This window comes from Devosia chinhatensis (assembly GCF_000969445.1).
Taxonomy (GTDB): domain Bacteria; phylum Pseudomonadota; class Alphaproteobacteria; order Rhizobiales; family Devosiaceae; genus Devosia; species Devosia chinhatensis.
The window spans coordinates 1,562,617-1,586,940 of sequence record NZ_JZEY01000054.1; the positions used below are offsets into that span (position 1 = coordinate 1,562,617).

At 63.1% G+C, this 24,324-nt stretch carries 24 protein-coding genes; 8 read left to right on the forward strand and 16 right to left on the reverse strand.

Translation table 11 applies throughout. The features are described 5' to 3' along the window. Positions 1-12 precede the first annotated feature (12 nt). The gene (locus VE26_RS07490) at positions 13-540 is read left to right on the forward strand and encodes a hypothetical protein (protein WP_046104392.1); all 528 of its coding nucleotides are present in this window, start codon (positions 13-15) and stop codon (positions 538-540) included. Here the strand turns inward: VE26_RS07490 and map are convergent. Genes map through tgt form a run of 3 tightly spaced genes read right to left on the reverse strand, consistent with a single transcriptional unit; the run spans position 537 to position 4,075 of the window. Further along, the gene (map, locus tag VE26_RS07495; RefSeq protein WP_046104393.1) at positions 537-1,292 is read right to left on the reverse strand and encodes a type I methionyl aminopeptidase; all 756 of its coding nucleotides are present in this window, start codon (positions 1,290-1,292) and stop codon (positions 537-539) included. The two genes, VE26_RS07490 and map, sit on opposite strands and share 4 nt — an antisense overlap. A gap of 3 nt (positions 1,293-1,295) precedes the next feature. Further along, entirely contained in the window at positions 1,296-2,936 is a 1,641-nt protein-coding gene (gene pgi / locus VE26_RS07500) for a glucose-6-phosphate isomerase (protein ID WP_046104394.1), read from the reverse strand. A gap of 11 nt (positions 2,937-2,947) precedes the next feature. Beyond that, the gene (gene tgt, locus VE26_RS07505; RefSeq protein WP_046104395.1) at positions 2,948-4,075 is read right to left on the reverse strand and encodes a tRNA guanosine(34) transglycosylase Tgt; all 1,128 of its coding nucleotides are present in this window, start codon (positions 4,073-4,075) and stop codon (positions 2,948-2,950) included. Between the two features lie 127 nt (positions 4,076-4,202). Between tgt and VE26_RS07510 the strand changes: the two genes are divergently transcribed. After that, positions 4,203-4,631: a hypothetical protein gene (locus tag VE26_RS07510; protein WP_046104396.1), complete on the forward strand. Its 429-nt coding sequence runs from the start codon at positions 4,203-4,205 to the stop codon at positions 4,629-4,631. Here the strand turns inward: VE26_RS07510 and VE26_RS07515 are convergent. The 8 genes from VE26_RS07515 to VE26_RS07550 form a co-directional block, all read right to left on the reverse strand. Beyond that, positions 4,628-5,254, reverse strand: a complete 627-nt coding sequence (locus tag VE26_RS07515; protein ID WP_046104397.1) for an exopolysaccharide biosynthesis protein — start codon at positions 5,252-5,254, stop codon at positions 4,628-4,630. The two genes, VE26_RS07510 and VE26_RS07515, sit on opposite strands and share 4 nt — an antisense overlap. Continuing rightward, the gene (queA, locus tag VE26_RS07520) at positions 5,251-6,330 is read right to left on the reverse strand and encodes a tRNA preQ1(34) S-adenosylmethionine ribosyltransferase-isomerase QueA (RefSeq protein ID WP_046104398.1); all 1,080 of its coding nucleotides are present in this window, start codon (positions 6,328-6,330) and stop codon (positions 5,251-5,253) included. The genes VE26_RS07515 and queA overlap by 4 nt, the downstream gene beginning before the upstream one ends. 57 nt (positions 6,331-6,387) lie before the next feature. Next, complete coding sequence (locus VE26_RS07525; protein WP_046104399.1) at positions 6,388-6,837, reverse strand: DMT family transporter; 450 nt, start codon at positions 6,835-6,837, stop codon at positions 6,388-6,390. Positions 6,838-6,940: 103 nt separating this feature from the next. Next, entirely contained in the window at positions 6,941-7,324 is a 384-nt protein-coding gene (locus VE26_RS07530) for a hypothetical protein (RefSeq protein ID WP_046104400.1), read from the reverse strand. A 4-nt stretch (positions 7,325-7,328) separates the two neighbouring features. After that, the gene (locus VE26_RS07535) at positions 7,329-7,841 is read right to left on the reverse strand and encodes a peptidylprolyl isomerase (protein WP_046104401.1); all 513 of its coding nucleotides are present in this window, start codon (positions 7,839-7,841) and stop codon (positions 7,329-7,331) included. Positions 7,842-7,969: 128 nt separating this feature from the next. Further along, positions 7,970-8,554, reverse strand: coding sequence for a peptidylprolyl isomerase (locus tag VE26_RS07540; RefSeq protein ID WP_046104402.1), 585 nt, complete (start codon positions 8,552-8,554; stop codon positions 7,970-7,972). Beyond that, positions 8,551-9,045, reverse strand: a complete 495-nt coding sequence (gene coaD, locus VE26_RS07545) for a pantetheine-phosphate adenylyltransferase (protein WP_046105138.1) — start codon at positions 9,043-9,045, stop codon at positions 8,551-8,553. The genes VE26_RS07540 and coaD overlap by 4 nt, the downstream gene beginning before the upstream one ends. A 73-nt stretch (positions 9,046-9,118) precedes the next feature. Further along, the gene (locus VE26_RS07550) at positions 9,119-9,505 is read right to left on the reverse strand and encodes a tautomerase family protein (protein WP_046104403.1); all 387 of its coding nucleotides are present in this window, start codon (positions 9,503-9,505) and stop codon (positions 9,119-9,121) included. A gap of 189 nt (positions 9,506-9,694) precedes the next feature. Here VE26_RS07550 and VE26_RS07555 point away from each other — a divergent pair, with 189 nt between their 5' ends. Further along, positions 9,695-10,153 (forward strand): DUF805 domain-containing protein, encoded by a 459-nt coding sequence (locus VE26_RS07555; RefSeq protein ID WP_052715747.1) that lies wholly within the window; start codon positions 9,695-9,697, stop codon positions 10,151-10,153. 30 nt (positions 10,154-10,183) lie between these two features. On the opposite strand, the gene gyrA is transcribed toward VE26_RS07555, so the two are convergent. Both gyrA and VE26_RS07565 read right to left on the reverse strand, forming a co-directional pair. Further along, positions 10,184-12,862: a DNA gyrase subunit A gene (gene gyrA, locus VE26_RS07560; RefSeq protein WP_244465675.1), complete on the reverse strand. Its 2,679-nt coding sequence runs from the start codon at positions 12,860-12,862 to the stop codon at positions 10,184-10,186. A 181-nt stretch (positions 12,863-13,043) separates the two neighbouring features. After that, positions 13,044-13,457 (reverse strand): winged helix-turn-helix transcriptional regulator, encoded by a 414-nt coding sequence (locus VE26_RS07565; RefSeq protein WP_052715748.1) that lies wholly within the window; start codon positions 13,455-13,457, stop codon positions 13,044-13,046. A gap of 153 nt (positions 13,458-13,610) precedes the next feature. Here VE26_RS07565 and VE26_RS07570 point away from each other — a divergent pair, with 153 nt between their 5' ends. From VE26_RS07570 to VE26_RS07585, 4 genes are all read left to right on the forward strand, one after another. Then, on the forward strand, positions 13,611-14,492 hold the full coding sequence (locus VE26_RS07570) for an NAD(P)H-binding protein (RefSeq protein ID WP_046105141.1): 882 nt from the start codon (positions 13,611-13,613) through the stop codon (positions 14,490-14,492). 104 nt (positions 14,493-14,596) lie between these two features. Next, entirely contained in the window at positions 14,597-16,987 is a 2,391-nt protein-coding gene (locus VE26_RS07575; RefSeq protein WP_046104405.1) for an efflux RND transporter permease subunit, read from the forward strand. Positions 16,988-17,095: 108 nt separating this feature from the next. Further along, the gene (locus tag VE26_RS07580; protein WP_152658757.1) at positions 17,096-17,623 is read left to right on the forward strand and encodes a hypothetical protein; all 528 of its coding nucleotides are present in this window, start codon (positions 17,096-17,098) and stop codon (positions 17,621-17,623) included. A gap of 161 nt (positions 17,624-17,784) precedes the next feature. Then, on the forward strand, positions 17,785-18,975 hold the full coding sequence (locus VE26_RS07585; protein ID WP_152658758.1) for a sensor domain-containing diguanylate cyclase: 1,191 nt from the start codon (positions 17,785-17,787) through the stop codon (positions 18,973-18,975). 40 nt (positions 18,976-19,015) lie between these two features. Here VE26_RS07585 and ssb read toward each other — a convergent pair whose 3' ends face one another. Beyond that, the gene (gene ssb, locus VE26_RS07590) at positions 19,016-19,528 is read right to left on the reverse strand and encodes a single-stranded DNA-binding protein (RefSeq protein ID WP_046104407.1); all 513 of its coding nucleotides are present in this window, start codon (positions 19,526-19,528) and stop codon (positions 19,016-19,018) included. Between the two features lie 409 nt (positions 19,529-19,937). Between ssb and uvrA the strand changes: the two genes are divergently transcribed. Continuing rightward, positions 19,938-22,832, forward strand: coding sequence for an excinuclease ABC subunit UvrA (uvrA, locus tag VE26_RS07595; protein ID WP_152658759.1), 2,895 nt, complete (start codon positions 19,938-19,940; stop codon positions 22,830-22,832). Positions 22,833-23,066: 234 nt separating this feature from the next. On the opposite strand, the gene VE26_RS07600 is transcribed toward uvrA, so the two are convergent. Both VE26_RS07600 and VE26_RS07605 read right to left on the reverse strand, forming a co-directional pair. Continuing rightward, positions 23,067-23,492, reverse strand: a complete 426-nt coding sequence (locus VE26_RS07600; protein ID WP_046104409.1) for a DUF1489 family protein — start codon at positions 23,490-23,492, stop codon at positions 23,067-23,069. Then, a complete protein-coding gene (locus VE26_RS07605) occupies positions 23,489-24,166 on the reverse strand; it encodes a glutathione S-transferase family protein (protein WP_046104410.1) in 678 nt (225 codons plus the stop codon). Before VE26_RS07605 ends, VE26_RS07600 begins: the two co-directional genes overlap by 4 nt. Positions 24,167-24,324: the final 158 nt, after the last annotated feature.

Below are 24,324 nucleotides of genomic sequence, written 5' to 3' on the forward strand. Positions count from 1 at the left end.
GCTGGGGGAAACATGTCACAGGACACGACAGACCTGCTCAAGGTCCTGGCCGTCACGCTGCTGGTCTTTGCCGGCAGCACGCTGGTCATGCTCTATGTCATCTTGCTGCTGGCCCAGTATGGCGCCAACCTGCCCATGGTCGGGTCGCTGCCGCTCTATGCGCCGCCGGAGATCGTGCCGCTGCTCGTAGGGAGTGGCGTCTTCGCCACGCTCGCTGCAGTCCACGTTACGGCGTCCGGCATTGCGCTCGTACTGACCAGCAACACCATCGACATGGCCCTGATCATCACAGCCAAGGCGGTGACGGTGGTCATCATGGCCTTGCTCGGCTTCGCCGGCGGTCACATGGTCTATCTGCAGCTCAACGAGAACACGGCACTCAATCTCAATCCGCTGCTGCCGGCCCTCATCGCGCTTGTCGGGTTCTTCGTCCTCTCGACAATGCTGAGCGTGCCGGCTTTGCGCCGCTTCGGCAATTTGCGCTTTGTCCTGGGCCTGGCGGCGATTGTGCTGGGGCCTATGCTGCTCGTCTGGCTCTAGGCCGCCAGCGTCACCACCACCGGTCCGCGCGGCGTCGCCACGATAGTGTGCTCATATTGCACGCATGGTGCCAAAGGTTCGGCCGTCAGCGTCCATTCGTCGTCTTCATACATCTGTTCGGCCATCTGTCCGCCCATCGACAGAAACGGCTCGATGGTGAACACCAGGCCATCGCTGATGCGGCGGCGCTCGGACCGGTCCGGCCAGGTCGGAATTTCGCCGGGCTCGTCGTGGAGGCTGTCGCCCACCCCGTGGCTGGCGAGGTTGCGGATCAGCGTATAGCCGCCCTTCTTGGCCACCTTGCCGATTGCCGTGCCGATATCGGCGATCGGCGCGCCCGATCGCGTCGCGCGGATGCCGGCCCACATGGCCTTCTTGCCATCGCGACACAGCGCATCGAGGCGCGGGTCACCCCTGCCGAGCACGAACGAGGCGCCACAATCGGCGAACACGCCGTCCTTGACTGCCGAGACATCAATATTGACCAGATCGCCCTCGGCCAGCACCCTTTCGCCGGGAATGCCGTGCGCGATCTCCTCGTTGACCGAGATGCAGGTATGGCCGGGAAAGTCATAGGTCACGATCGGGGCAGACAATGCCCCGTTTTCTGCCAGGATCTTCGCGCCGAGCTCATCGAGCTCCAGCGTCGTCATGCCGGGCCGCATGGCCGCCGCCATGGCATCGCGCGCCACGGCACAGATCCGGCCGATGGCCTTGAGCTTTTCGAGCTGCTCCTCGGTGGTAATGGTCACGCATCAGCCCTTGTTGGCGAGATAATAGCCGAGGAGCCCCTGAGTGGAGCTGTCATGGCCCTCCCCGCTCTCCTGCCCCTGCACCTTGGGCAGCAATGCCTTGGCCAACTGCTTGCCGAGCTCCACACCCCATTGGTCATAGGAATTGACGTTCCAGATGACCCCCTGCACGAACACCTTGTGCTCGTAGAGCGCGATCAGCGAGCCGAGAATTTCCGGCGTCAATTGCGGGTAGAACAGGGTGTTCGACGGACGGTTGCCGGGGAACACTTTATGCGGGGCCAGTGCCTTGATCTTGTCCTTGTCCAGGCCCTGCGCCTTGAGCTCGGCCACCACCTCGTCCTTGGTCTTGCCCAGCATCAGGGCTTCGGACTGTGCCAACACATTGGCGACCAGCTTGTCGTGATGCGGCGGCAGGCTTTCATGCGGCCGGGCGGCAATCAGGAAGTCGCAGGGTATGACATCCGTACCCTGGTGGATCAGCTGATAGAAGGCATGCTGCCCGTTGGTGCCCGGCTCGCCCCAGACGATCGGGCCGGTCGGCCAGTCCACTGGCTTGCCCGACAGCGTCACAGACTTGCCGTTTGATTCCATGTCCTGCTGCTGGAGATACGCGGCAAAGCGGCTGAGGCGCTGGTCATAAGGCAGAACCGCATGCGTCGAGAAGCCCCAGGCATTGCGATACCAGACGCCCAGCAGCGCCATGATCACCGGCAGATTGTCTTCCAGCGGCGTTTCCAGGAAATGCCGGTCCATCGCATCGGCGCCGGCAAGCAACCTGTCAAAATTGTCATAACCCACGGCCAGGGCGATGGGCAGGCCGATGGCCGACCACACCGAATACCGGCCGCCCACCCAGTCCCAGAACCCGAAGATCCTGTCCTCGCGGATGCCGAACTTCGCGCAAGCCTCAAGATTGGTGGAAACGGCGGCGAAATGGTTGGGCACGGCCTCCTCGCCCAGCGCTTCGGCGATCCATTTCCGCGCCGAATTGGCATTGGTCATGGTCTCGTCGGTCGTGAAGGTCTTGGAAGCGACGATGAACAGCGTTTTCTTCGGATCGAGGCGTTTGAGCACGTCGTGGATATGGGCGCCGTCCACATTGGAGACGTAATGCGCCCGCAAGTCGGCGCGCGTATAGGGCTCGAGCGCCAGCGTCACCATGGCGGGCCCGAGGTCCGAGCCACCAATACCGATATTGACCACATCGGTTATCTGCTCGCCACCATGGCCGCGGATATCGCCGCTGCGCACGGCATTGGTATAGGCTTCGATGGCCTTGAGCACGCCGCGCACGTCGGGCATCACGTCGTGGCCGTCCACGCTGACTGGCTTGTCGCCCTGATATCGCAGCGCCATGTGCATCACCGCACGATCTTCGGTGATATTGATGTGCTCGCCCTCGCACATCTGGGTACGACGCTCCTCGACGCCAGCGGCGCGGGCCAGCTCGAAAAGAGCCGTCATGACATCCTCGTCGATGCGGTTCTTCGAATAATCGAGCAGGATATCGGCGCCTTGGGCGGAGAACCGGTTGAACCGGGCATCGTCAGCCGCGAACATCTCGCGCATGGTGGTTTCGCTCAGCCGCTTGCGGTGCTTGTTGAGCGCGGTGAAGCCGTTGTCCTTGGAGCCCTTGGCCATACTCATTTCCCTCACAGAACCGGCAGGTCGCCGGCGGCCCATGCCGCCCGCGTCTCGGCCGCGAAATCACTCATCCGCCCGGCCTCGATGGCAGCGCGCGTACCGGCGGTCAGTTCCTGATAATAGGCGAGGTTGATCTGGGAAAGCACCATGGCTCCCAAAATCTCCTCGGTCCGGACCAGATGGTGTAGATAGGCCCGGCTCCAGCGCCGGCAATTGGGGTTCGGCGAGGCCTCGTCCAGCGGACGGTGATCATCCTTATGCCGGGCATTCTTCAGGTTGATGACGCCAAAGCGCGTATAGGCATGTCCATGCCGGCCGGCGCGCGTCGGGTGCACGCAATCGAACATGTCGATCCCGCGTTCGATGCCGCCCAGGATATCGTCCGGCTTGCCCACGCCCATCAGGTAGCGCGGTTTGTCCTGCGGCAGTTCCGGGGTGATTTCGGACAGCACGCGGAACATCACCTCCTGCGGCTCGCCCACGGCCAGCCCGCCCACGGCATAGCCGTCAAAGCCGATGGACTTGAGCCCCGCTGCCGAGCGGGCACGCAATTCAGCGTCGTCACCGCCCTGCACGATGCCGAACAGTGCCCGGTTCAGCTGGTTGTTGAACGCGGTCTTGGAGCGGTCGGCCCAGCGGATCGACAATTCCATGGCCCGCTCCATCTCCTTGCGCTCGGCCGGCAAGGCGATGCACTCGTCGAGCTGCATGATGATGTCGCTGTCGAGCAGCGTCTGGATTTCGATGGAACGCTCCGGGGTCAGCTCGTGGCTGGATCCATCGATATGGGACTTGAAGGTCACGCCCTTCTCGGTCAGCTTGCGCAGCTTGGCCAGGGACATGACCTGGAAACCGCCGCTATCGGTCAGGATCGGCCGCTGCCAGTCCATGAAATCGTGCAAGCCACCCAGCGAGGCGACACGCTCGGCGCCCGGTCGCAGCATCAGGTGATAGGTATTGCCGAGCAGGATATCGGCACCCGTCTCCCGCACCTGCTCGGGATACATGGCCTTCACCGTGCCGGCCGTACCCACGGGCATGAAGGCGGGTGTGTTGATCTCGCCGCGCGGCGTGTCGATGCGGCCGCGGCGGGCCATGCCGTCTGTAGCGGCAATCGTAAAGCTGACCTGTTTCATGCGCGCGGTTCTATCCCCTCGCCGCGCTTCCGACAATCACTCTTGAAATTGGCGCGCATCCATCTCCGATTTCCGCCATTCTTTGTCTCGAGACTGACTCTCGTGCATTTGATTTGAGGTGTTTGACATGTTTCGTCCCGCTCTGGCCGCCCTGTTCGCAGCCACCCTTCTCACCCCCGCTTTTGCCCAGGAGCATCAAGGCCATTGGTTCGGTGACGGCGAAGGGCAGATCACGCTCGATCTCGATCATCTGCAGAACGACATCTACGCCATCTCGATCAACACGATCGTGCCAATCACCGATATGGGCGGCTGCGCCGGCGGGGTCGATGGCGAGGTCAGTCTCACCAGCGAAGGCGGCAACTTCTTTGTCGAGAACGAGGGGTACGACGCCCTTCTCGGCGAAAGCCCGATGAACCAGCGCTATTGCGAAATCGCCCTGACCTTCAACGAAGACGGCACGCTGACAACCGAGGAACAGGGCGGCTGCCTTTATTACCATGGCGCCGCCTGCGGTTTCTCGGGCACGCTGGAGCACGACGCCGCCGGGCTCTAGACCACGGCGTCGACCGCCGCCATCCCCAGGTGAAAGGCGCCAGCCAGCAACAGGCCGGCGACCACGAGCCCAATGGCCGAGATGACCAGACCGATGATGACGCCCAGCCCGTCGCGGTTGAGCATCGAGAACGCAACCACGCAAAGTCCCACATTGGGAATGGCGTTGATGAACGGGATTGGCACCGTCATGAAAACGCTGACGGCCATGGTGAAAATGCCAAAGGGAAGCGTTGCCCCTGCCCCGGTCAGCCAGCGCAGGCGCGGCTTCGAAAACCGTGCGATCAACGCCGTCACCTTCGCTACGGTCTCGCTGGCCTTGATCAGCGCGCCAAGCGGTAACTTTCGCTTGCCGATCAGGTCGGGCAGACGGATTGGCTTGCCCAGCACCATGAACAGGGCCACCGCCAGGGTCGTCCACGCGAGCGTGCCTCCAAATCCCGGCGGGCCCGGGATCATGTTCAACAGCGTCAGCATCAGGATCAGCAAACGATGGGAATGCGGCCCCATCGTCTCGACCAATCGATGAAAGGTCAGCTTGGGCGCCTCGCTCGCCGCCACCCGCCGCAGCCCCGAGACGATGCGGTTGATCTGCCGTGTTATCGGCCGATAGTCACCGCTCACGCATCATCCTCGGGATGAGCGGCCCGATGCAGCAGCGATGAATCGCCGTAGGAATAAAAGCGATACCCGTTGGCGATGGCGTGGGCATAGGCCCGCTTCATCGTCTCCAGCCCGCAAAACGCGCTGACCAGCATGAACAGCGTCGATTTGGGTAGGTGGAAATTGGTCATCAGCACGTCCACGGTGCGGAACCGGAACCCCGGCGTGATGAAGATGTCCGTGTCCCCCACGAAGGGCTTGAGTTCGCCCGTAGCACGGGAGGCCGTTTCCAGGAGTCGCAGGCTGGTCGTACCCACCGCGATCACCCTGCCCCCGGCCGCCCGGCGCGCATTGATCCGCTCCACGGTCGCCTGGTCGATCTCGCCCCATTCCGAATGCATGACGTGATCGTCGGTGTCGTCCACCTTCATCGGCAGGAACGTGCCCGCCCCCACATGCAGGGTCACGCGCTCCATGGCCACGTCCATGTCGGCAAGGTCCTGCAATAGTTTTTCGGTGAAGTGCAGCCCCGCAGTCGGTGCCGCGACGGCGCCGTCCTCGGCAGCATAAACGGTCTGGTAATCGACCTTGTCGCGCTCTTCCACCGCCCGCTTGGCGCCGATATAGGGCGGCAGCGGCATGGCGCCATGCGACTTGATCGCCTCGTCGAGCTGGGCCCCGCCCAATTCGAATTCCAGCGTCACTTCCCCCGTGTCGCCCTTCCCCGCAATGCGGGCGCGCAGCAGTTCGCCCTCGCCATTGCCCAGTTCGAGGTCGTCGAGCAGGCCCATCTTCTTTGCCGGCCGCGCAAAGGCACGCCAGGTATGGGCATCGACCCGCTTGTGCAGGTTGAACGACACCCCGGCCCGGTTCTCGCCACGAATTCGCACGCCGCGCAGCTCGGCCGGCAGCACGCGCGTATCGTTGACCACCAGCACGTCGCCGGGGCGCAACAGGGTCCGCAGGTCGGGGATATGACGATCCTCGAGCGCCTCTTCCGGCCGCACCACAAGCAGGCGCGCGCTGTCGCGCGGCTCTGCCGGATGCAGGGCAATCAGCGTCTCGGGAAGTTCAAAGTCGAAATCGGATACAAGCATGGTGGCTCGTTAGCATGTCGGCACGACAACACAAACACGGCTCTCGCCGTTCCCTTGCTAAAGCACGCGGATCATCACCGCGCCGATGACAAGCAACGCGGCCCCGGCAATGCGTCCCATGGAAATCTCGCGCACCGCCATGCCCATGAAGCCGACCTTATCGAGAAACAGGCCGCCCACCAATTGTCCCGTCACCGACAGGGCCATTACGGCGGCAGCACCGATCATCGGGGTCAGCGTGATGTTGGAAAAGACATAGAACGCGCCCAGGAGACCGCCGGCCACCAGCGTCCAAGGCGCCGCGGCGGCGAAATTGATCGGGGTCGCGGTCAGGTGGCTGAAGAGGAATGCCAGCATCCATAGCACGATGCCGCCGGACAGGAACGAGACTGCAGCGGCGGCCACCGGCACGTCCAGCGCCCGGCCGAGATTGGCGTTGATCGGGGCCTGTGCGGCAATGCAGGCGCCGGCGACGACGCCCATCAGCGCCCAGAGTAGTGCATCCATTTTCAAAGCAACGAACCTGTGAGGGAAAGACTCAAGCCGACCGGATGGTCGTGAGGCGTTGACCTCACTCCCGCTGGACCCTGCCCGTCAAGTCGTGCCTGTTCTATTGCTCGTCGCAGGACAAAGCCCAGGCACCCAGGTCAACGATCCGCAACGTGCCGGCAAAGACCAGGTCGGCACCGTCCTCGGCGCGGCTGAGCCGCAGTTCGGCCACGCGGTCATTGAGAATGTCGTCGAAGAAATCAACCTTGAGACCGCTTTCGTCGGCAAAGCGCTGGCCGATGGTGAAAATGTCGCCATCGCCATAGGCCGGGTCGGTGACCCAGCTTTGCCCGTCGGCCTGCATGCGGGCGCCGACGATGGCAAGGCCCCCGGCCGAGCCCAGCGACAGGCTGATCTGCGTGCCGCCATCCGGCGAAACGCAGCCCAGCCCCTGTGTGGCCCAGGCAGGACTGGCAAGAAGGCTGGCGGCCAGGGCCGCCAGCATCAGCTTATTCGGCAATGTCTGCGGCAACCTTGACCGACACCATCTTGTCCGGGTTGATCACCGGCTCGCCGCGCTTGATCTGGTCGACATTTTCCATGCCTTCGATCACTTCGCCCCAAACCGTGTACTGGCGGTTGAGGAAAGGCGCATCCTGGAAGCAGATGAAGAACTGCGAATTGGCGCTGTTCGGATCCTGTGCGCGGGCCATCGAGGCGGTGCCGCGCTTGTGCGGGGTCTCGTTGAATTCCTGCTTGATGTTCGGATACTTCGAGCCACCCGTGCCGGCGCGCGAGGGGTTGAATTCGGGCAGGTTGGAATTGCCGAACTTCACATCGCCCGTCTGGGCCATGAAGCCGTCGATCACGCGGTGGAACACCACGCCGTCATAGGCGCCTTCGCGGGCCAGCTTCTTGATGTGGTCGACATGGCCAGGCGCCACGTCGGGCTTCATGGCGATGACAACCTTGCCCTTGGTGGTTTCGATGACGAGCGTGTTTTCCGGATCGGCGTAAGCCATAAGCGGTCTCTTTCGGTTGGATTGTGGCCCGGATTTAAGCCGAATGGCCAAGGGGTGCAAGCCGAGGCACGCAATTCATGCCGGGCGAAGTCTGTCCCCGGACGGCTCCGGGGACAGGGACAAATGCCTTACTTGTATTCGATTGTCGCGCTGACGATCTTGTCGGGATTGGCAACGGCGCCGTTCTGGCTCTGCGGACCCTTTTCCAGCGCATCGACCGCGTCCATGCCCGAAACAACCTTGCCGAAGACGGTGTACTGGTTGTCGAGGAAGGTGGAATCGGCCGTCACGATGAAGAACTGCGAATTGAAGGAATTGGGATCGGCCGAGCGCGCTGCGCCCACCGCGCCGCGCACGAAGCTTTCCGAATTGAATTCGGCCTGCACGTCGGGCAGCTCGGACCCGCCGGTACCGGCCATGGCCAGGTTATAGCCGTCGGCATCGGCATTGCCGTTCTGCACGTCGCCGGTCTGGGCCATGAAGCCATCGATGACGCGGTGGAACACCACGCCGTTATAGAGCCCCTCATTGGTCAGCGTCACGATGCGCTCGACATGCAGCGGCGCGATGGCTGGAAGCAATTCGATGTCGACCACGCCATCTTCCAGCGTCAGGATCAGGTGGGGGCTGCCCTCCTGGGCGAAGGCAGGAGCGGAAAACAGAGTCGCGCCAAGGGCGAGGGCGGCAAAGGTGCGGCGGGTCAGCTTGATCATTTGGACTTGAGAGCCTTGAGAACGATTGGCGGGACAAAGGCGGAGATGTCCCCGCCCATTTCAGCGATCTGGCGCACCAATGTGGCCGAGATATGCCGCACCGGCGGGCTGGAAGGCAGGAATACGGTCTGAAGATCGGGCGCCATCTGCGCATTCATGCCGACCATCTGCATCTCGTAATTGTAGTCGGTGGTGTCGCGCAGACCGCGAATGATCAGCTTGGCGCCATGCTCGCGGGCGGCATTGACCATCAGCCCCGAGAAATCGACGATCTTGAAACTGGTATTGGTCCGCGCGCCGATCGGGGGCAGCACCTGCTCGAGAATGGCAATGCGATCCTCGTGGGTGAAGAGCGGGTTTTTCTTGGTGGCGCTGATGCCCACGGCCACAACCAGCGTGTCGACCAGCTTGCAGGCCCGCTCGATCACGTCGAGATGCCCGTTGGTCAACGGATCGAACGAACCGGGATAGAACCCGACCAGACCATTCATGCTCTTCACCCTGTGTTGCCGTGGTTTTGTCACGCGCCTTGCCGATTTGGCAAGCTTACCGGCCCGCGCTGCATCAGACCTCGACCGTGAAACCGAGTTCGATCTCGCTGCCCGGCTTGCCCCGCAGCCCCCAGTTTTCCCGCGGCACTTCATGCAGGATGACCTTGAGATCGTGGGCCGCAAGGCCAAAGGGCTCCACAGCCGCCACCAGCGCCGCATAAAGCCGCCGCTTGGCATCGAGGCTGCGCCCGGTAAAAAGGCTGATCTCGATCACCGTGTAATTCGAACCCACATGGCCGGGCAAGATGAAGGCTTCCTCGTCATATTCCGCCATGCGCACGCAGCGATCCGCCTCCGGAATGCGGATGCCGGCGACCAGAGCGCCCTGCACCGCCTCGAGAAAATCCCGTTTCCGCGCCCCAAGCCAGCCGCGCCGCGTTTCGATTCTTGTGGAAGGCATAGTCAATGTCCTCGATCTTCTTGAAGTTGCTTGCCTCCACTAGCAAACGGAAGTCGCTATAGCCGGCAAGTTTCGTTGATAGTTTGCTAAGCGTGTCCTCATTCCCTTCACGCCAAGCAAAGGCGCCACTGTTACATAGGCATGGGGATTACTACGTGGGCACTGGACATGATCTCGTATTGCGACGGGATGTTACGCTACTTCGAATGTTCGGGCCGCTCGACACGGCGCCAGTACTGGATTTTCCTTCTGGTCACCACCCTGTTGTCGCTTCTGGCGCTCTGCGGTGACTATGTCCTTTACGACATCGAGCCGCACCCCCATTACCCTGGGCCGCTGACGGCTTTCATAGGCATCACGCATTTGATCCCGTCGATCACCGTGACGGTAAGGCGCCTGCACGATACCGGTCGAACCGGCTGGTTTTATTGCGTGCAACTCGCGCCGGTCCTGGGCACCCTGGTGCTCATTTACCTGATGCTGGACGCACCCGAGAGCGGCACCAATTCCTATGGACCCGATCCTCGGGAGGGGAAGCCAGAGGCCAATGTCGGCAGCAGCATTCCACGCCAGGTGCGCATGGGCGGTGCCGTTCCGGCACGGCCCAGTCAAATCGCGCCGGGCGGCGGCGTCCAGCGCTTCATCTGAAACGAAAAGGGGCGCCGAAGCGCCCCTTGCCTATTCTGCTGCCGGCTCGTCCGGCGGCGGCGCGGCGCCATCCACCTCGTCCTCTTCCGGCTCGCTGATCCGTTCCACCGAAACGACCTTTTCGTCTTCGGCAGTATCGAACACGATCACGCCCTGCGAGCCGCGGCTGACGATGCGGATCGGCTTGTCGCCGCCCACTGGCAGGCGGATCGTCTGCCCACCATCGCTGATCAGCATGATCTGGTCCTCGTCTTCCACCGGGAAGGAAGCGACCAGATTACCGTTGCGCTTGTTGACGGCCATGGCGACGATGCCTTTGCCGCCGCGCCCGGTAATCCGGTATTCGTGGCTGGAGGTGCGCTTGCCATAGCCGTTTTCGGAAATGGCGAGGATGAACTGCTCGCTGGCGCTCATCTGGGCGTAGAGCTCTGGACTCAAGGCGCCGGCCACCACATCGGCCTCGTCCGAACCGGCCTCATCGCTCTCGGCCTCGCCGCGCACTGCACGGCTCATCTTGAGATAGGCCGCGCGCTGCTCGGCATCGGCATCCGAATGGTTGATCACAGCCATCGAGATAACCTTGTCGCCGTCGGCCAGCTGGATACCGCGCACACCCATGGAATCGCGGCCCTTGAACAGGCGCACATCGTCCACCCGGAAGCGGATCGCCTGGCCCAGCGCGGTGGTCAGCAGCAGGTCATTGTTGGTGGTGCAGGTTTCCACGCCCACGATCTCGTCGCCCTCGTCGAGCTTCATCGCAATCTTGCCGTTCTGGCGTACCTCGACAAAATCGGCCAGCGAGTTACGGCGCACCGTGCCGCGCGTCGTGGCGAACATGATGTCGAGATTGCCCCAGGAGGTTTCGTCCTCCGGCAGCGGCATGATCGAGGTGATGCGTTCGCCCTGCTCGAGCGGAAGAATATTGATCAGCGCCTTGCCGCGGGCATTGGCTGCAGACAGCGGCAGGCGCCAGACCTTGAGCTTGTAGGCGATGCCGCGGCTCGTGAAGAACAGCACCGGGGTATGGGTATTGGCCACAAAGAGGCGCGCCACGAAGTCCTCGTCGCGCGTCGCCATGCCCGAACGGCCCTTGCCGCCACGGTTCTGCGCCCGATAGGTCGAGAGCGGCACGCGCTTGATGTAGCCGGCATGGCTCACGGTCACGACCATGTCCTCGCGGGCAATCAGGTCCTCGTCGTCGAAATCGGCGGCGTGGTCGGAAATCTCGGTGCGGCGTGGCGTACCGAACTGTTCCCGGATCTCTTCGAGCTCGGTGCGGATGATGGACCGAACGCGCTCGCGCGACCGCAGGATATCGAGATAGTCCTCGATTTCGGCGCCCAGGCCATTGAGTTCGTCGCCGATTTCATCGCGACCCAGCGCCGTCAGGCGGGCCAGGCGGAGTTCGAGGATGGCGCGCGCCTGCTCTTCGGACAGATTGAACGTGCCATCGTCGTTGATGCGGTGGCGCGGATCGTCGATCAGCCGGATCAGCGGCTCGACATCGGCAGCCGGCCAGCGCCGGGTCATCAATTGCTCGCGCGCCGTCGCCGGATCGGGCGCGGTGCGGATCAGCGCAATGACCTCGTCGATATTGGCCACGGCAATGGCCAGGCCCACCAGCACATGAGCCCGGTCGCGGGCCTTGTTGAGCAGGAACCGGGCACGGCGGGTGACCACTTCTTCGCGGAACTCGATGAAGGCATCGAGGATCTGCTTGAGGTTCATCAGCTCCGGCTTGCCGCCATTGAGTGCTACGAAGTTGCACCCGAAGGAGGATTGCAGCGGCGTAAAGCGGTAGAGCTGGTTCAGCACCACGTCGGGCAGCGCATCGCGCTTGACCTCGACCACCACGCGCATGCCCTCGCGGCTGGATTCGTCGCGCAGGTCGGCGATGCCTTCGATGCGCTTGTCGCGCACCAGTTCGGCGATCTTTTCGACCATGGAAGCCTTGTTCACCTGATACGGGATCTCGGTGATGACGATGGCTTCGCGTTCCTTGCGCACTTCCTCGATGGTCGAACGCCCGCGCACGATGATCGAACCACGACCTGTCTCATAGGCCTGGCGAATGCCCGCCCGCCCGAGGATAATGCCGCCCGTCGGGAAGTCGGGGCCCGGCAGGTGCTCGAGCAGCTCCTCGGTGAGGATGGCCGGATTGTCCAGCACGGCAAGGGCCGCGTTGATGGTCTCTGCCAGGTTGTGCGTGGGAATGTTGGTGGCCATGCCCACCGCGATGCCGCCGCCGCCATTGACCAGCATGTTGGGGAACCGCGCCGGCAATACGGTCGGTTCTCGTTCCGAGCCGTCGTAATTGTCGCGGAAATCGACCGTGTCCTTGTCGAGATCGTCGAGCAGCGAATTGGTGATCCGCTGCATGCGCACTTCGGTGTAGCGCATCGCCGCAGGCATATCGCCGTCGACCGAGCCGAAATTGCCCTGCCCCTCGACCAGCATCTGGCCCATGGAAAATTCCTGGGCCATGCGCACCAGCGCCATGTAGACGGCACTGTCGCCATGCGGGTGATACTTACCGATCACGTCGCCGACCACGCGGGCCGATTTGCGGAACGGCTTGTTATATTCGTAGCCGTTCTCGCTCATCGAGAACAGGATGCGCCGGTGCACCGGCTTGAGACCATCCCGCACATCCGGCAGCGCGCGGCTGACGATCACGCTCATGGCGTAATCGAGATAGCTCTTGCGCATCTCGTCGGTGATGTAGATCGGGGCGATGTCGGAGGGCGGGACGCTGCCGCCGCTCACGTCTTCGGGCGTATCTGTCACGGGGTGATTCTACGTTGGTTCTGGTTGCCCGATGAATAGGCGATTCCGGGGAAAAATGCCAATTTCTGCGGGTCAAGCCTGTGGAGAGTGCTGGCTGAGGCGCTCAACGCGCGCCGGCACCATCGAAATGGCTGCGCGCGGCATTGATCCGGGGCATGGACTGGTTTGCCCATTCGATCAGATGGCCGAACGGCACGATCAGCGATTGGCCCAGCGGGGTCAGGCGATACTCCACCGAGGGCGGCTTGGTATCGAAGACCTTGCGGGCCACCAGCCCGTCACGCTGCAGGTCACGCAGCGTCTGGGTCAGCATCTTCTGGGAAATGTCGGGCATTTCCCGATGCAGCTGGTTGAACCGTTTGGCGCCCGAGGCCAGGGTCATCACCAGCAGCATGCTCCACTTGTCGCCGATCTTGTCGAGCACATGCCGCACCGGGCAGGCGCCGGTCCCGCCGGCTGAGGCCGCCTCGTTCCAGCGCTCCACATAGATCGCAGCCGCTTCCAGTCCCTGCGCCATGCACTTACCTCCGGGTAATCTATGACCGAAAAAGTGCCCTCTTTTCAGCCCGCGCCGCGGCGCCTAGATAGGCACTTACTTTTCGATACTTACTCTCCGCTATTGATGGCGGCAAGGTCTGCGTCGAAATCTGCTTTGTTCAGGAGAATGACCATGACGACCTTCGCCAAAAGTTCCTTGCTCGTTACCGGCGCATCCGGCCATCTCGGGCGCATCGCGGTGGAGGCCCTGCTGGCCCGCGGCGCCACCAACATCATTGCTGGCACCCGTGACCCGTCCCGGCTGGCCGATCTCGCCGCCAGGGGCGTGGAGGTCCGCAAGGTAGATTTCAACGACGCGGCCGGCCTGCCCCAGGCGCTTGCCGGCGTCGAGCGCATGCTGCTCATCTCCACCGACGGCATTGGCACCCGCGTGGCCCAGCAGACCGCTGCCATCGCCGCCGCCAGGCAGGCCGGGGTCAGCCACATCGTCTACACCTCCGCGCCCGCAGCCCGCCCCAATGCCGATGCCGGCCTCAATCCAGAGCATTTCTGGACCGAAATTGCCCTCGCCGGCTCGGGCATCGGCTTCACCATCCTGCGCAATCACATGTATGCCGAAAACAATCTGGCCGACGCCGCACATGTCATCGCCTCGGGCCAGCTCTTCGGCCTCATCGGCGATCGCGGCACGGCCTATGTCACCCGCGCCGATGCCGCCCGCGCTGCCGCCGGCGCTTTGCTGAGCGCCCAAGGCAACAGCATCGAAGACGTCACCGGCCCCGAAGCGGTGACCAACGAGGCCCGCGCCGCCCTCTACGCGCAGATCAGCGGCAAGCCCGTTTCGGTCATCCCGCTTCAGCCCGCCGCCCTCAAGGCCGGCATGGTCTCGGCCGGCATCCCCGAGGGCTTTGCCGAGGCGTTGCTGGCCTTCCAGAAGGACGCCGTCACCGGCCACCATTCTGTCGTCACTGCCGTGGTTGAGCGCTATTCCGGCCAGAAGCCGCAATCCTTGCGGGACTTCCTTGTGGCCAACGCTTCCGCCTTGTCCGCCTGACCGTCCTGCAGGCCGGCTTCGGTCGGCCCGCGCCCTCCTCACTGGACGGACTCAGTTCCAACCCGTAGAAAACCTCCATTGCGCCGATTGGGGGATGGGGCCCGGTGTCGTCAGGTTCATTTCTGAAGCGGGCCCGTGACCGCCTCACCCACAAGCGCTCCATCGGCTTCGGGCTGGAATATATCGGGCTGGCGACACTTCGGTTCCCCCGCCTTGTGGCCCTGGCCGTGCTCGCCTTCTCGATCCTTGCCTTCTCGCAAATTCCCCGCGCCAATGTCGATGGCGACCTGTTGCGCGTCTATGCCCATTCCGGGCCCTATTACGATGCCTACGAGCATCTTTCCGATACCTTCGGCACCTTCGAGAACGACATCTACATCCTCGTCAATTCCGAGCGCCTCGTAGATCCGGAAATCATCGAGCAGATTCGTTTCCTCGCGTTCGATCTCGAGCTGGACGACTATGCCGTGGGCACCATGTCGCCCTTTACCCTGCGCCGTCCGGTGCCGGGCGGAGGCTCCATTCCGGCCGTTCCCGAAGGCATGCTGACCCCCGACGAGGTCGCCTTCACCCTGATGGACCTGCAGCAGAACGATCCGATGATGGGCAATCTCATCACCCCCGATCTGAGCGGCATCGTCATCATCGTCTTCCCCGATCAGGCCAGGGTGCGTGCCGACGGCGCCGCAGCGCTCATTGCCAGCCTGCGCGAAACCATTGCTCCCTACCAGTCCGAAGACCTCCAGATCGAGCTCACCGGCCCCCCGATCTGGACCACCGAGATGCTGAATGCTTCGGTGGCCGATCAGGTCAAGTTCACGGTCTGGGGCTTTGCGCTGGGTGCCCTGATCGCGCTCTTTGCCCTGCGCTCCTTTTTCGGTGCGCTGATCGTTGCCGCCACGCCCTTTTTGGCCGTGATGTGGGCCATGGGCATGATCCTGCTCTTTTTCGGCTCCTTCACCTTCCTCACCATCATCGTCACGACATTGGTGCTCGTGATTGCCTTTGCCGAGTCCATGTTCTTCGTCTTCAACTGGCTGGCCTTCTGGCGCGACGGGATGGAGCCGAACAAGGCGGTCGACGCCACCGTCAAGCTGGTCGGCCCGGCTGCCGCGCTGACCATGCTCACCACCTTTGTCAGCTTCGCCTCGCTCGCCCTCACTCCCGGCCAGGGCATCCGCGAGTTTTCGGCCGCCGGCGCCCTGGGCACCTCCCTGCTGTTCGTGTGCCTCATGACGTTTCTGCCGCTGCTGCTCAAGCTGGCCATCCGCCTTGGCTTCAGGCCGCCGCCCAAGAACAGCCGCGTTCTCACCGCCCCCCTGCCCTTCGCTTGGATGCTGGCCAGCCGCTATGGTCGCCCGGTCTCTGTAATCGCGATCATCGTCACCCTGCTGCTGATCGTGCCCTATGTGCTCATCAAGCCGCACTTTTCCTTCGAGGATTTCCTCGCCAAGGATTCCTTGGCGCTGTCGACGGCGGTGGATATCGACGAGGGCGTCGGCGGCGTCGCTCCGCTTTACATTCGAGTGCCGCTCCTCGGCGATGATCCCAATATCGGTGCGGTGGACTTCGAGAAGGTGCGCACCGTCCATCAGATTCTCGAGGGCCATCTCGGGGTCAACAAGGTGATCTCGGCCGCCAGCCTCACCAGCTATACCGACAGCGGCTTCTCCCGGCAGGAAGTCTTTGATTCCGTCGGCCCTTTCATGCGTCAGCGCTTTGTTACCGAAGATGGCGCGCAGGCGCTGGTCACTGGCTTTATGCCCACAATCATCGAATCCGATGTGCTCAAGCAATTGGTCGATGATCTCAATGCCGAAATGGCGGCTGCCGGCATCACCGATGCCGAGATCGGCGGCTTTCGCATACTCACCACCTTCGCGACCGACGACATCGTGCGCGGCCTGCAGCTCGATCTGACGCTTTCGGTCATCATCAACCTCGCCCTGATCGGTTTTGCCTTCCAGTCCTTCCGGGTGGCCTTGGCCTCCGCCATTCCCAATCTCTTCCCGGTGCTGGGCACCGAGGCTTGGCTCTACTTTTCCGGCGAAGGCCTGCAATTGACCACGGTCATGGCCCTCACCATCGCGTTCGGCATTGCCGTCGACGACACCGTCCACTTCCTCTCGCACTATCTTCATGCCCGGCGCGACGAAGGCATGGGCCACCTCGATGCCGTCCGCCACACACTGCACCGCATCGGCGGCGCCATCGTGGCCACCACCATCATCCTGTGTGCCGGCGTCATCATCGTGGTCTTTTCCGAACTCCCGCAGGTCGCGCTGTTCGGCACGCTCTTCGTTTCCACCCTTGCCTTTGCGCTGATCGGCGATCTCTTCATCCTGCCCGCTTTGCTGGCGGCAGGCGGCCGGTTTTTCCATCCTCTGGGGCGCATCGGCGTGCGCATGGCGGACGAGGACCCAACCCCTGACGATCCCCTGGCCGATACCCACACGACCGGCGAGAACCGTCAGCCTGCCCGCACGCCCCACTGACGCATTGCTCCTGCCCCACGAATGGCCGCGCATGTCGCCTGCAAATTTGGTATCGAAGATTCGCTCGACAGCCGGGGGGCTGGTTTTGCTACTGGAGGCCATGACGCCATGACCAAACTCGGACCGCTGACCCGCGCCATCGCTCTTGCGGGTCTTCTGTTTTCCACCGGCGCCGCTTTTGTCCCAGCCTTGGCCGCTCCCGCCGATATCGCCCTCATCCAGTCCTATATCGGGGAATGGCGCGGCCGCGGCGTGCTCATCGGTGCCACTCAGGAAAGCGTGGTCTGTCGCCTCACGGCGAGCCAGGGCAATCAGGACAAGGTCAATTACAACGCCCGCTGCACCCTGGCAGGCAACACGCTCTCGGTTGCAGGCACCATGGCCTATGTCGAGGCCAGCAAGCGCTTCGAGGCGGTGATGAGCTCCAATGTCACCTTCAGCGGCGTCGCCGTGGGGCAGAAGCGCGGCCAGAGCCTGATCTTCAACCTGCGCGAGCGCGACAAGGATGAGCAGGGCAAGGACCTCAACATCTCCGCCCAGATCGTGCTCAGCGGCGACAATATTAATGTCGTGTTCGAAGTCGTCTATGTGGAATCGGGCGATAGCCTGCGCGCCGAAGTGCCGCTTACCCGCTGAACGGGACGCCACATTTTCGTTACCGAAAGCCTTCCGGAAACAATGTCTTAAGGCAGTGGGACTACATATCTCGCATCGACGAGAGACTGAAATTGTTCCAGCAATCGCCCGCCACTGCTCATTCTGACACGGCTTTGGCACCCGAAGGGTTTCTGAGGCGCGTGCGTCATCTTGCGGCAACGACCGGTGCCGGCCTCATGGGCACAGACCAGCGCTGGAAGGCCCATGTCGGCACGCAGGCGCCGCATAATCTCGATCCTGATCTTTTCGGCCCCTTCGGCCAGGTTCTGCCCAAGGGTGACGGCTCCAGCCTGCGCTTTCTGCTCGTTGTGCCCATTCCCACCATCGACGAAACCCGTCCGATCTGGCTGGTCCTCTGGGACGACAAGAGCCGCACGGAACTGGCTGCCAATATCCTTCTGGCGCGCATGACCGAGCTCACGGCCCATGCCGCCATGGCCCGCCGCCGCTCCGCGGAGCGGCATCGCCAATATCTGATCGAGCGCGCCTCCGCCACTGCCCGCATCGGCATCTGGTCCTGCACCCTGCCCGAGGAGCACCTCACCTGGACCGACGGGGTCTACGACCTTTTCGAATTGCCGCGCGGTTCGCGCATCGACCGCACCACCACGCTGGCCATGTACACGCCCGAATCCGCCCGCCAGATGCAGGCCCTGCGCTCGGAAGCCATCGCCACCCTGGGTGATTTCAATTTCGACGCCGAGATCGTCACCGCCAGGGGCAACCGCCGCTGGATGCGCATCACCGCCACCGTCGACGGGATCGATGGCAGGCCGCGCCGCATTTTCGGCATGAAGCAGAACATCACCGAGGAAAAGCAGCTCGCCGAGCGCACACGCCAGCTGGCCGAAACCGACTCGCTGACCGGGCTGGCCAATCGCGGTCGCTTCCAGGCCCGCCTCGACGATTTGCACGGCCATCGCCACGGCGTGCCCACCGGTGCGCTGATCCTGATCGACCTCGACAATTTCAAGGGTATCAATGACGGGCTCGGCCATGCTCACGGCGACGCCTGCCTGATCGGCACCGGCCAGCGCCTGCGCCAATGCGCGCCCGCTTCGGCCCTCGTGTCACGGATCGGCGGTGATGAATTCGCCATTCTCATCGATGGCCGCGAGGCCGTGGACCTCGACGTCCTTTCCTCCGCTATCGTGCGCGCCTTCGATCAGCCCTTCCTGCTGGGCAAGACCGCCTACCATGTCGGCGCATCGGTGGGCGTGGCCCGCCGCATCGATCAGGACGCCGATACGCTTTATCGCAACGCAGATACTGCGCTTTACGCCGCCAAGTCGGCAGGGCGCGGCACCTGGCGGCAATTCCGCGCCGCCTGAATCAAAAAGGGCGGCTTGCGCCGCCCTCCTATCGCGTCCCTCAGAACGGAATGTCGTCGTCCATCCCGCCGGGCTCGAAGGCCGGCGCATTGGCCGAGGGACGCCGCGCGCCCCCGCCACCACCGCCGCCACCATTGTCCCGCACGCCGCGGAAGCCGCCGTCGCCGCCACCATAGCCGCTATTGTCGCCCGAATTGTCGCCGCGACCATCCAGCAGCGTCAGGTTCGAGTTGAAGCCCTGAAGCACCACTTCGGTCGAATACTTGTCCTGGCCGGACTGGTCCTGCCACTTGCGGGTCTGCAACTGCCCCTCGATATAGACCTTGGAGCCCTTGCGCAGATAGCTCTCGGCCACGCGGGTCAGCCCTTCCGAGAAGATCACCACGCGGTGCCATTCGGTCTTTTCGCGGCGCTCGCCGGTATTGCGGTCCTTCCAGCTTTCGGACGTCGCAATGCTCAGGTTCACCACCTTGCCGCCATTGGGCAGGTTGCGCACCTCGGGGTCATTGCCCAGATTGCCCACCAGAATTACCTTGTTCACGCTGCCAGCCATGGCACCAATCCTTCCAATTCAGTCCCGGTCTGCCCGGTCGCGGGACGCTCTCTCTATCAGCCGTTCATGCGCCGCCCGGTGCGCGGCCGCGGCCTGATCGCTGCACCATAGACCTTTCCGGCCGCCACACACGTGGCATTTACAGCTTGTTCCGCTTATGTTCTCTTTCTCCACAGAAGAGTCAAGGCCCTGCTGACATGATGTGTCAGCACCATGCTGCCACGCCGATCAAGCCGCTTGAAAGGCGCGCTGCGTTCCCATTATGTTCGCAGTGTTGTGATTGAAGGCAGCCATGCGGTCGCCGCGCTTGCGCTGCGGGTCTGGCAATCCTATTTCTTGATCTTCGCCGCAACCACCAGTCACGTCGGGCGCTGTATGCTCAGCGCCATTCCGCAGCATGGACGAAAAGATGAAGCCTTCCGCCAGCCTCAACCGCGAAATCATCGTGCGCGGTGCCCGCGAGCACAATCTCAAGGGCATCGACGTCAAGCTGCCGCGCGACAGCCTGATCGTGATGACGGGGCTTTCCGGCTCGGGCAAGTCCTCGCTGGCCTTCGACACCATCTATGCCGAGGGGCAGCGCCGCTATGTGGAATCGCTTTCCGCCTATGCGCGCCAGTTCCTCGAAATGATGCAGAAGCCCGATGTCGAGCACATCGAGGGCCTTTCGCCCGCCATTTCCATCGAACAGAAGACGACGAGCCGCAACCCGCGCTCGACGGTCGGCACCGTCACCGAAATCTACGATTACCTGCGCCTGCTCTATGCGCGCGTCGGCATTCCCTATTCGCCCGCCACCGGCCTGCCCATCGAAAGCCAGACTGTCAGCCAGATGGTCGACCGCACCCTGGAACTGCCCGAGGGAACGCGCCTCTACCTGCTGGCCCCCATCGCGCGCGGCCGCAAGGGCGAGTTCAAGAAGGAACTGGCCGATCTGATGCGCAAGGGCTTCCAGCGGGTCAAGATCGACGGCGAATATCACGAGATCGAAGACGCGCCCGCGCTCGACAAGAAATTCAAGCACGACATCGAGGTGGTGGTGGATCGCCTTGTCGTGTCCCCCGATATTTCCGGCCGCCTGGCCGAAAGTTTCGAGACCGCGCTGAAGCTGGCCGAAGGCATTGCCCTGGTGGAGCTGGCGGACGAGAAGAATGATGACGGCACCCCGCGCCAGATCACCTTCTCGGAAAAGTTCGCCTGCCCGGTTTCCGGCTTCACCATTGCCGAGATCGAACCGCGCCTGTTCTCGTTCAACAACCCCTTCGGCGCCTGCCCGGTCTGCGATGGCCTGGGCACCGAGCAGAAGATCGACCCTGATCAGATCGTTCCCGACCCCACCCTGTCGCTGCGCGACGGCGCCATCCTGCCCTGGTCCAAGACCAGCGCGCCCTATTACCAGCAGACCCTCCAGGCCGTGGTGAAACACTACGGCGCCTCGACCGGTACCGCCTGGAACGAACTGCCGCTCGATGTGCAGCATGCCGTGCTCTACGGCACCGACAAGACCAAGATCGATTTCGTCTATGACGATGGCTTGCGCCAGTACAAGACCTCCAAGGTCTTCGAAGGCGTCATCGGCAACCTTGAGCGCCGCTACAAGGAAACCGAAAGCGCCGGCATGCGCGAGGAAATCGAGAAATACATGTCTGCCAAGCCCTGCGTGGCCTGCGGCGGTTACCGTCTCAAGCCGGAATCCCTGGCGGTCAAGATCGACGGCCTGCATATCGGCAAGGTCACCGAAATGTCGATCCGCAATGCCAGCAAATGGTTCGTGGATCTGTCGGACAAGCTCTCCTCTACCCAGAGCCAGATCGGCGAGCGCATCCTCAAGGAAATCCGCGAGCGCCTGAAATTCCTCAACGATGTGGGCCTCGAATACCTCTCCATGTCGCGCAATTCCGGTACGCTCTCGGGCGGGGAAAGCCAGCGCATCCGTCTCGCCAGCCAGATCGGCTCCGGCCTCACCGGCGTGCTCTATGTGCTCGACGAGCCTTCCATCGGCCTGCACCAGCGCGACAATGCCCGCCTCCTCGAAACGCTCCAGCGCCTGCGCGATCTGGGCAATACCGTCATCGTCGTCGAACACGACGAAGACGCGATCCTCACCGCCGATTACGTCCTCGACATCGGCCCGGGTGCCGGCGTCAATGGTGGCAATATCGTAGCCGAGGGCACGCCGCAGGATATCCTCAACCACCCCGACAGCCTCACCGGCAAATATCTCTCCGGCCGCATGGGCATTTCCGTGCCCGCTGAGCGCCGCGAGGGCAAGAAGGGCAAGGCGCTCTCGATCAAGGGCGCTACCGGCAACAATCTCAAGAACGTTTCCGTCGACGTGCCGCTCGGCCTTTTTGTCGCCATCACCGGTGTGTCCGGCGGCGGCAAGTCGACGCTGATGATCGACACCATGTACCAGGCCATCGCCCGCAGGCTGAACGGCGCCCGCGTGGTGCCTGCCCCGCATGAAAGCCTCACCGGTCTCGAATTCCTCGACAAGGTCATCGATATCGATCAGTCCCCCATTGGCCGCACACCGCGATCTAACCCGGCCACCTATACCGGTGCTTTCACGCCGCTGCGCGAATGGTTTGCCGGGCTGCCGGAAGCGAAAACGCGCGGTTACGGCCCAGGCCGCTTCTCCTTCAACGTGAAGGGTGGCCGCTGCGAGAAATGCGAGGGCGACGGTGTCCTCAAGATCGAGATGCACTTCCTGCCCGACGTCTACGTCACCTGCGACGTCTGCAAGGGCAAGCGTTACAATCGCGAAACTTTGGAAGTCCAGTTCAAGGGCAAGTCGATTTCCGACGTGCTGGACATGACCATCGACGAAGGCGTGGAGTTCTTCTCGGCCGTCCCCACCATTCGGGACAAGTTCGCCACCCTCCAGCGCGTCGGACTCGGCTACGTCAAGGTCGGCCAGCCCGCGACGACCCTTTCGGGCGGCGAAGCCCAGCGCGTCAAGCTCTCCAAGGAGCTCTCCAAGCGCGCCACCGGCCGCACGCTCTACATGCTCGACGAACCCACGACGGGTCTGCATTTCCACGACGTCGCCAAGCTGCTCGAGGTGCTGCACGAACTGGTCGAGGGCGGCAATACGGTCATCGTCATCGAGCATAATCTGGAAGTCATCAAGACCGCCGACTGGATCATCGACCTTGGCCCCGAAGGCGGCGATGGCGGAGGCGAGATCGTCGCCATGGGCACACCCGAGGAGGTCGCGGCCAATCCGCGCTCTCACACCGGCACCTTCCTCAAGGAAGTCATGGACCGCCGCCCGCATTTCGCCACGCGGGCTGCGGAATAAGCCCTCGGTCTGCTCGCGTCCGGCCTTCGGTACGCCGGGCCATCCACCACGTCATTGCCCGGCTTGACCGGGCAATCCACGCCATGCCCCGACATCCTCTGCACCACCCGGTCTAACTGGGTGGTGACGATTAAGTCTGTCGGGTAAGGGCGACACCTCGCCCATCCGAATGGGTGACGGGTATTGCGATCCGCCTTTTCAGGCACCCCGCTCGCAAAGAACGAAGAAGACAGGCTAGATCAGCCCCATCCTTGCCAGTTCTGCGGCGAGCTCCACCGAGTTCTCGTTATCGTTCCCTTCCATGTCCGGCGGCGCATCCTCGGGCCGCAGATAGCGCCAGCCCTGGAACGGGCGCTTCGGATAAGGCAGGGTGCGGACGATGTCGGGCGCCATGATGATGTCGCAGTAATCCTTGCCCTCGGCATCCGTATGCGAGCCCAGCCGCAGGATGCGCTGCCGGCAGAGAATCGCGCCCGACATGACCCAGTAGATTGAGGAGACGCCCTCCATCTCTTCGCGCCGTTTCGGCATCATGCGCGTGCGATGGACATGCACGTCCTCGCCGTAATCGGCACCCCACCAATGGGCGCGCTGATCGCGGTAGCTTTCCAGTTCCTCCACGCTGGCCACGCCAACGCAGAGCTTCACCATATGGATCATGCAAGGGTCCCCGGCGCGACCCGGCCCTGGATCACGTCGATTTCGTCGTCGTCCACCACCCAGGGCTCCTGCAGCGCCTGGTTGCGCCAGTCCTGGAAGGCCGGCAGGGCGTAGATGGCCTCCACATAGCGGCCGGCCACGTCCGAGACGGGCAGGTCATAGGTGCGGATACGGGTGGCCAATGGCGCGAACATGGCGTCCGCCGCACAGAATTCGCCGAAGAGATAGGGCCCGCCCGATCGTTCCAGCAGCCCGCCCCACAGCGTCTCGACGCGATGCAGGTCGCCCCGCACACTGTCGGGATCAACCTTGCCGGGATGGCTCGCCCGCAGGTTCATCGGCGCATGATTGCGCAGGGCGGAAAACCCGGCATGCATTTCTGCCGCTGCGGCCCGCGCCAATGCGCGCTGCTGGCGGTCCGTCGGCCAGATCGGCTTGTCGGGAAAGCTGTCGGCCAGATATTCGATAATGGCGATGGTTTCCGGAACCACCAGCGTGCCGTCGATCAGCACCGGCACCTTGCCGGTAGGCGAACGCGCTGCAATCGCCTCGCGCCAGCCGGGCCCGGAAAGCTGCATCACCTCGTCCTCGAACGGAATGTCGAAATGCTTCAGCACCAGCCAGGGACGCAGCGACCAGGTCGAGTAATTCCGATTCCCGATCAAGAGCTTCATGGAACAACCTCATATTCAAGACGAAGGGCGCCCAGTGGCCGGGCGCCCTTCACCGTAATCTTCTGAGTGAATAACTCCAGCGTATGTTCTAGACGCCAGCTACTACGGAGAAAACCAGCCCCATCGAAACGAGGCATACCAGGGCCCAGCTCACGGTG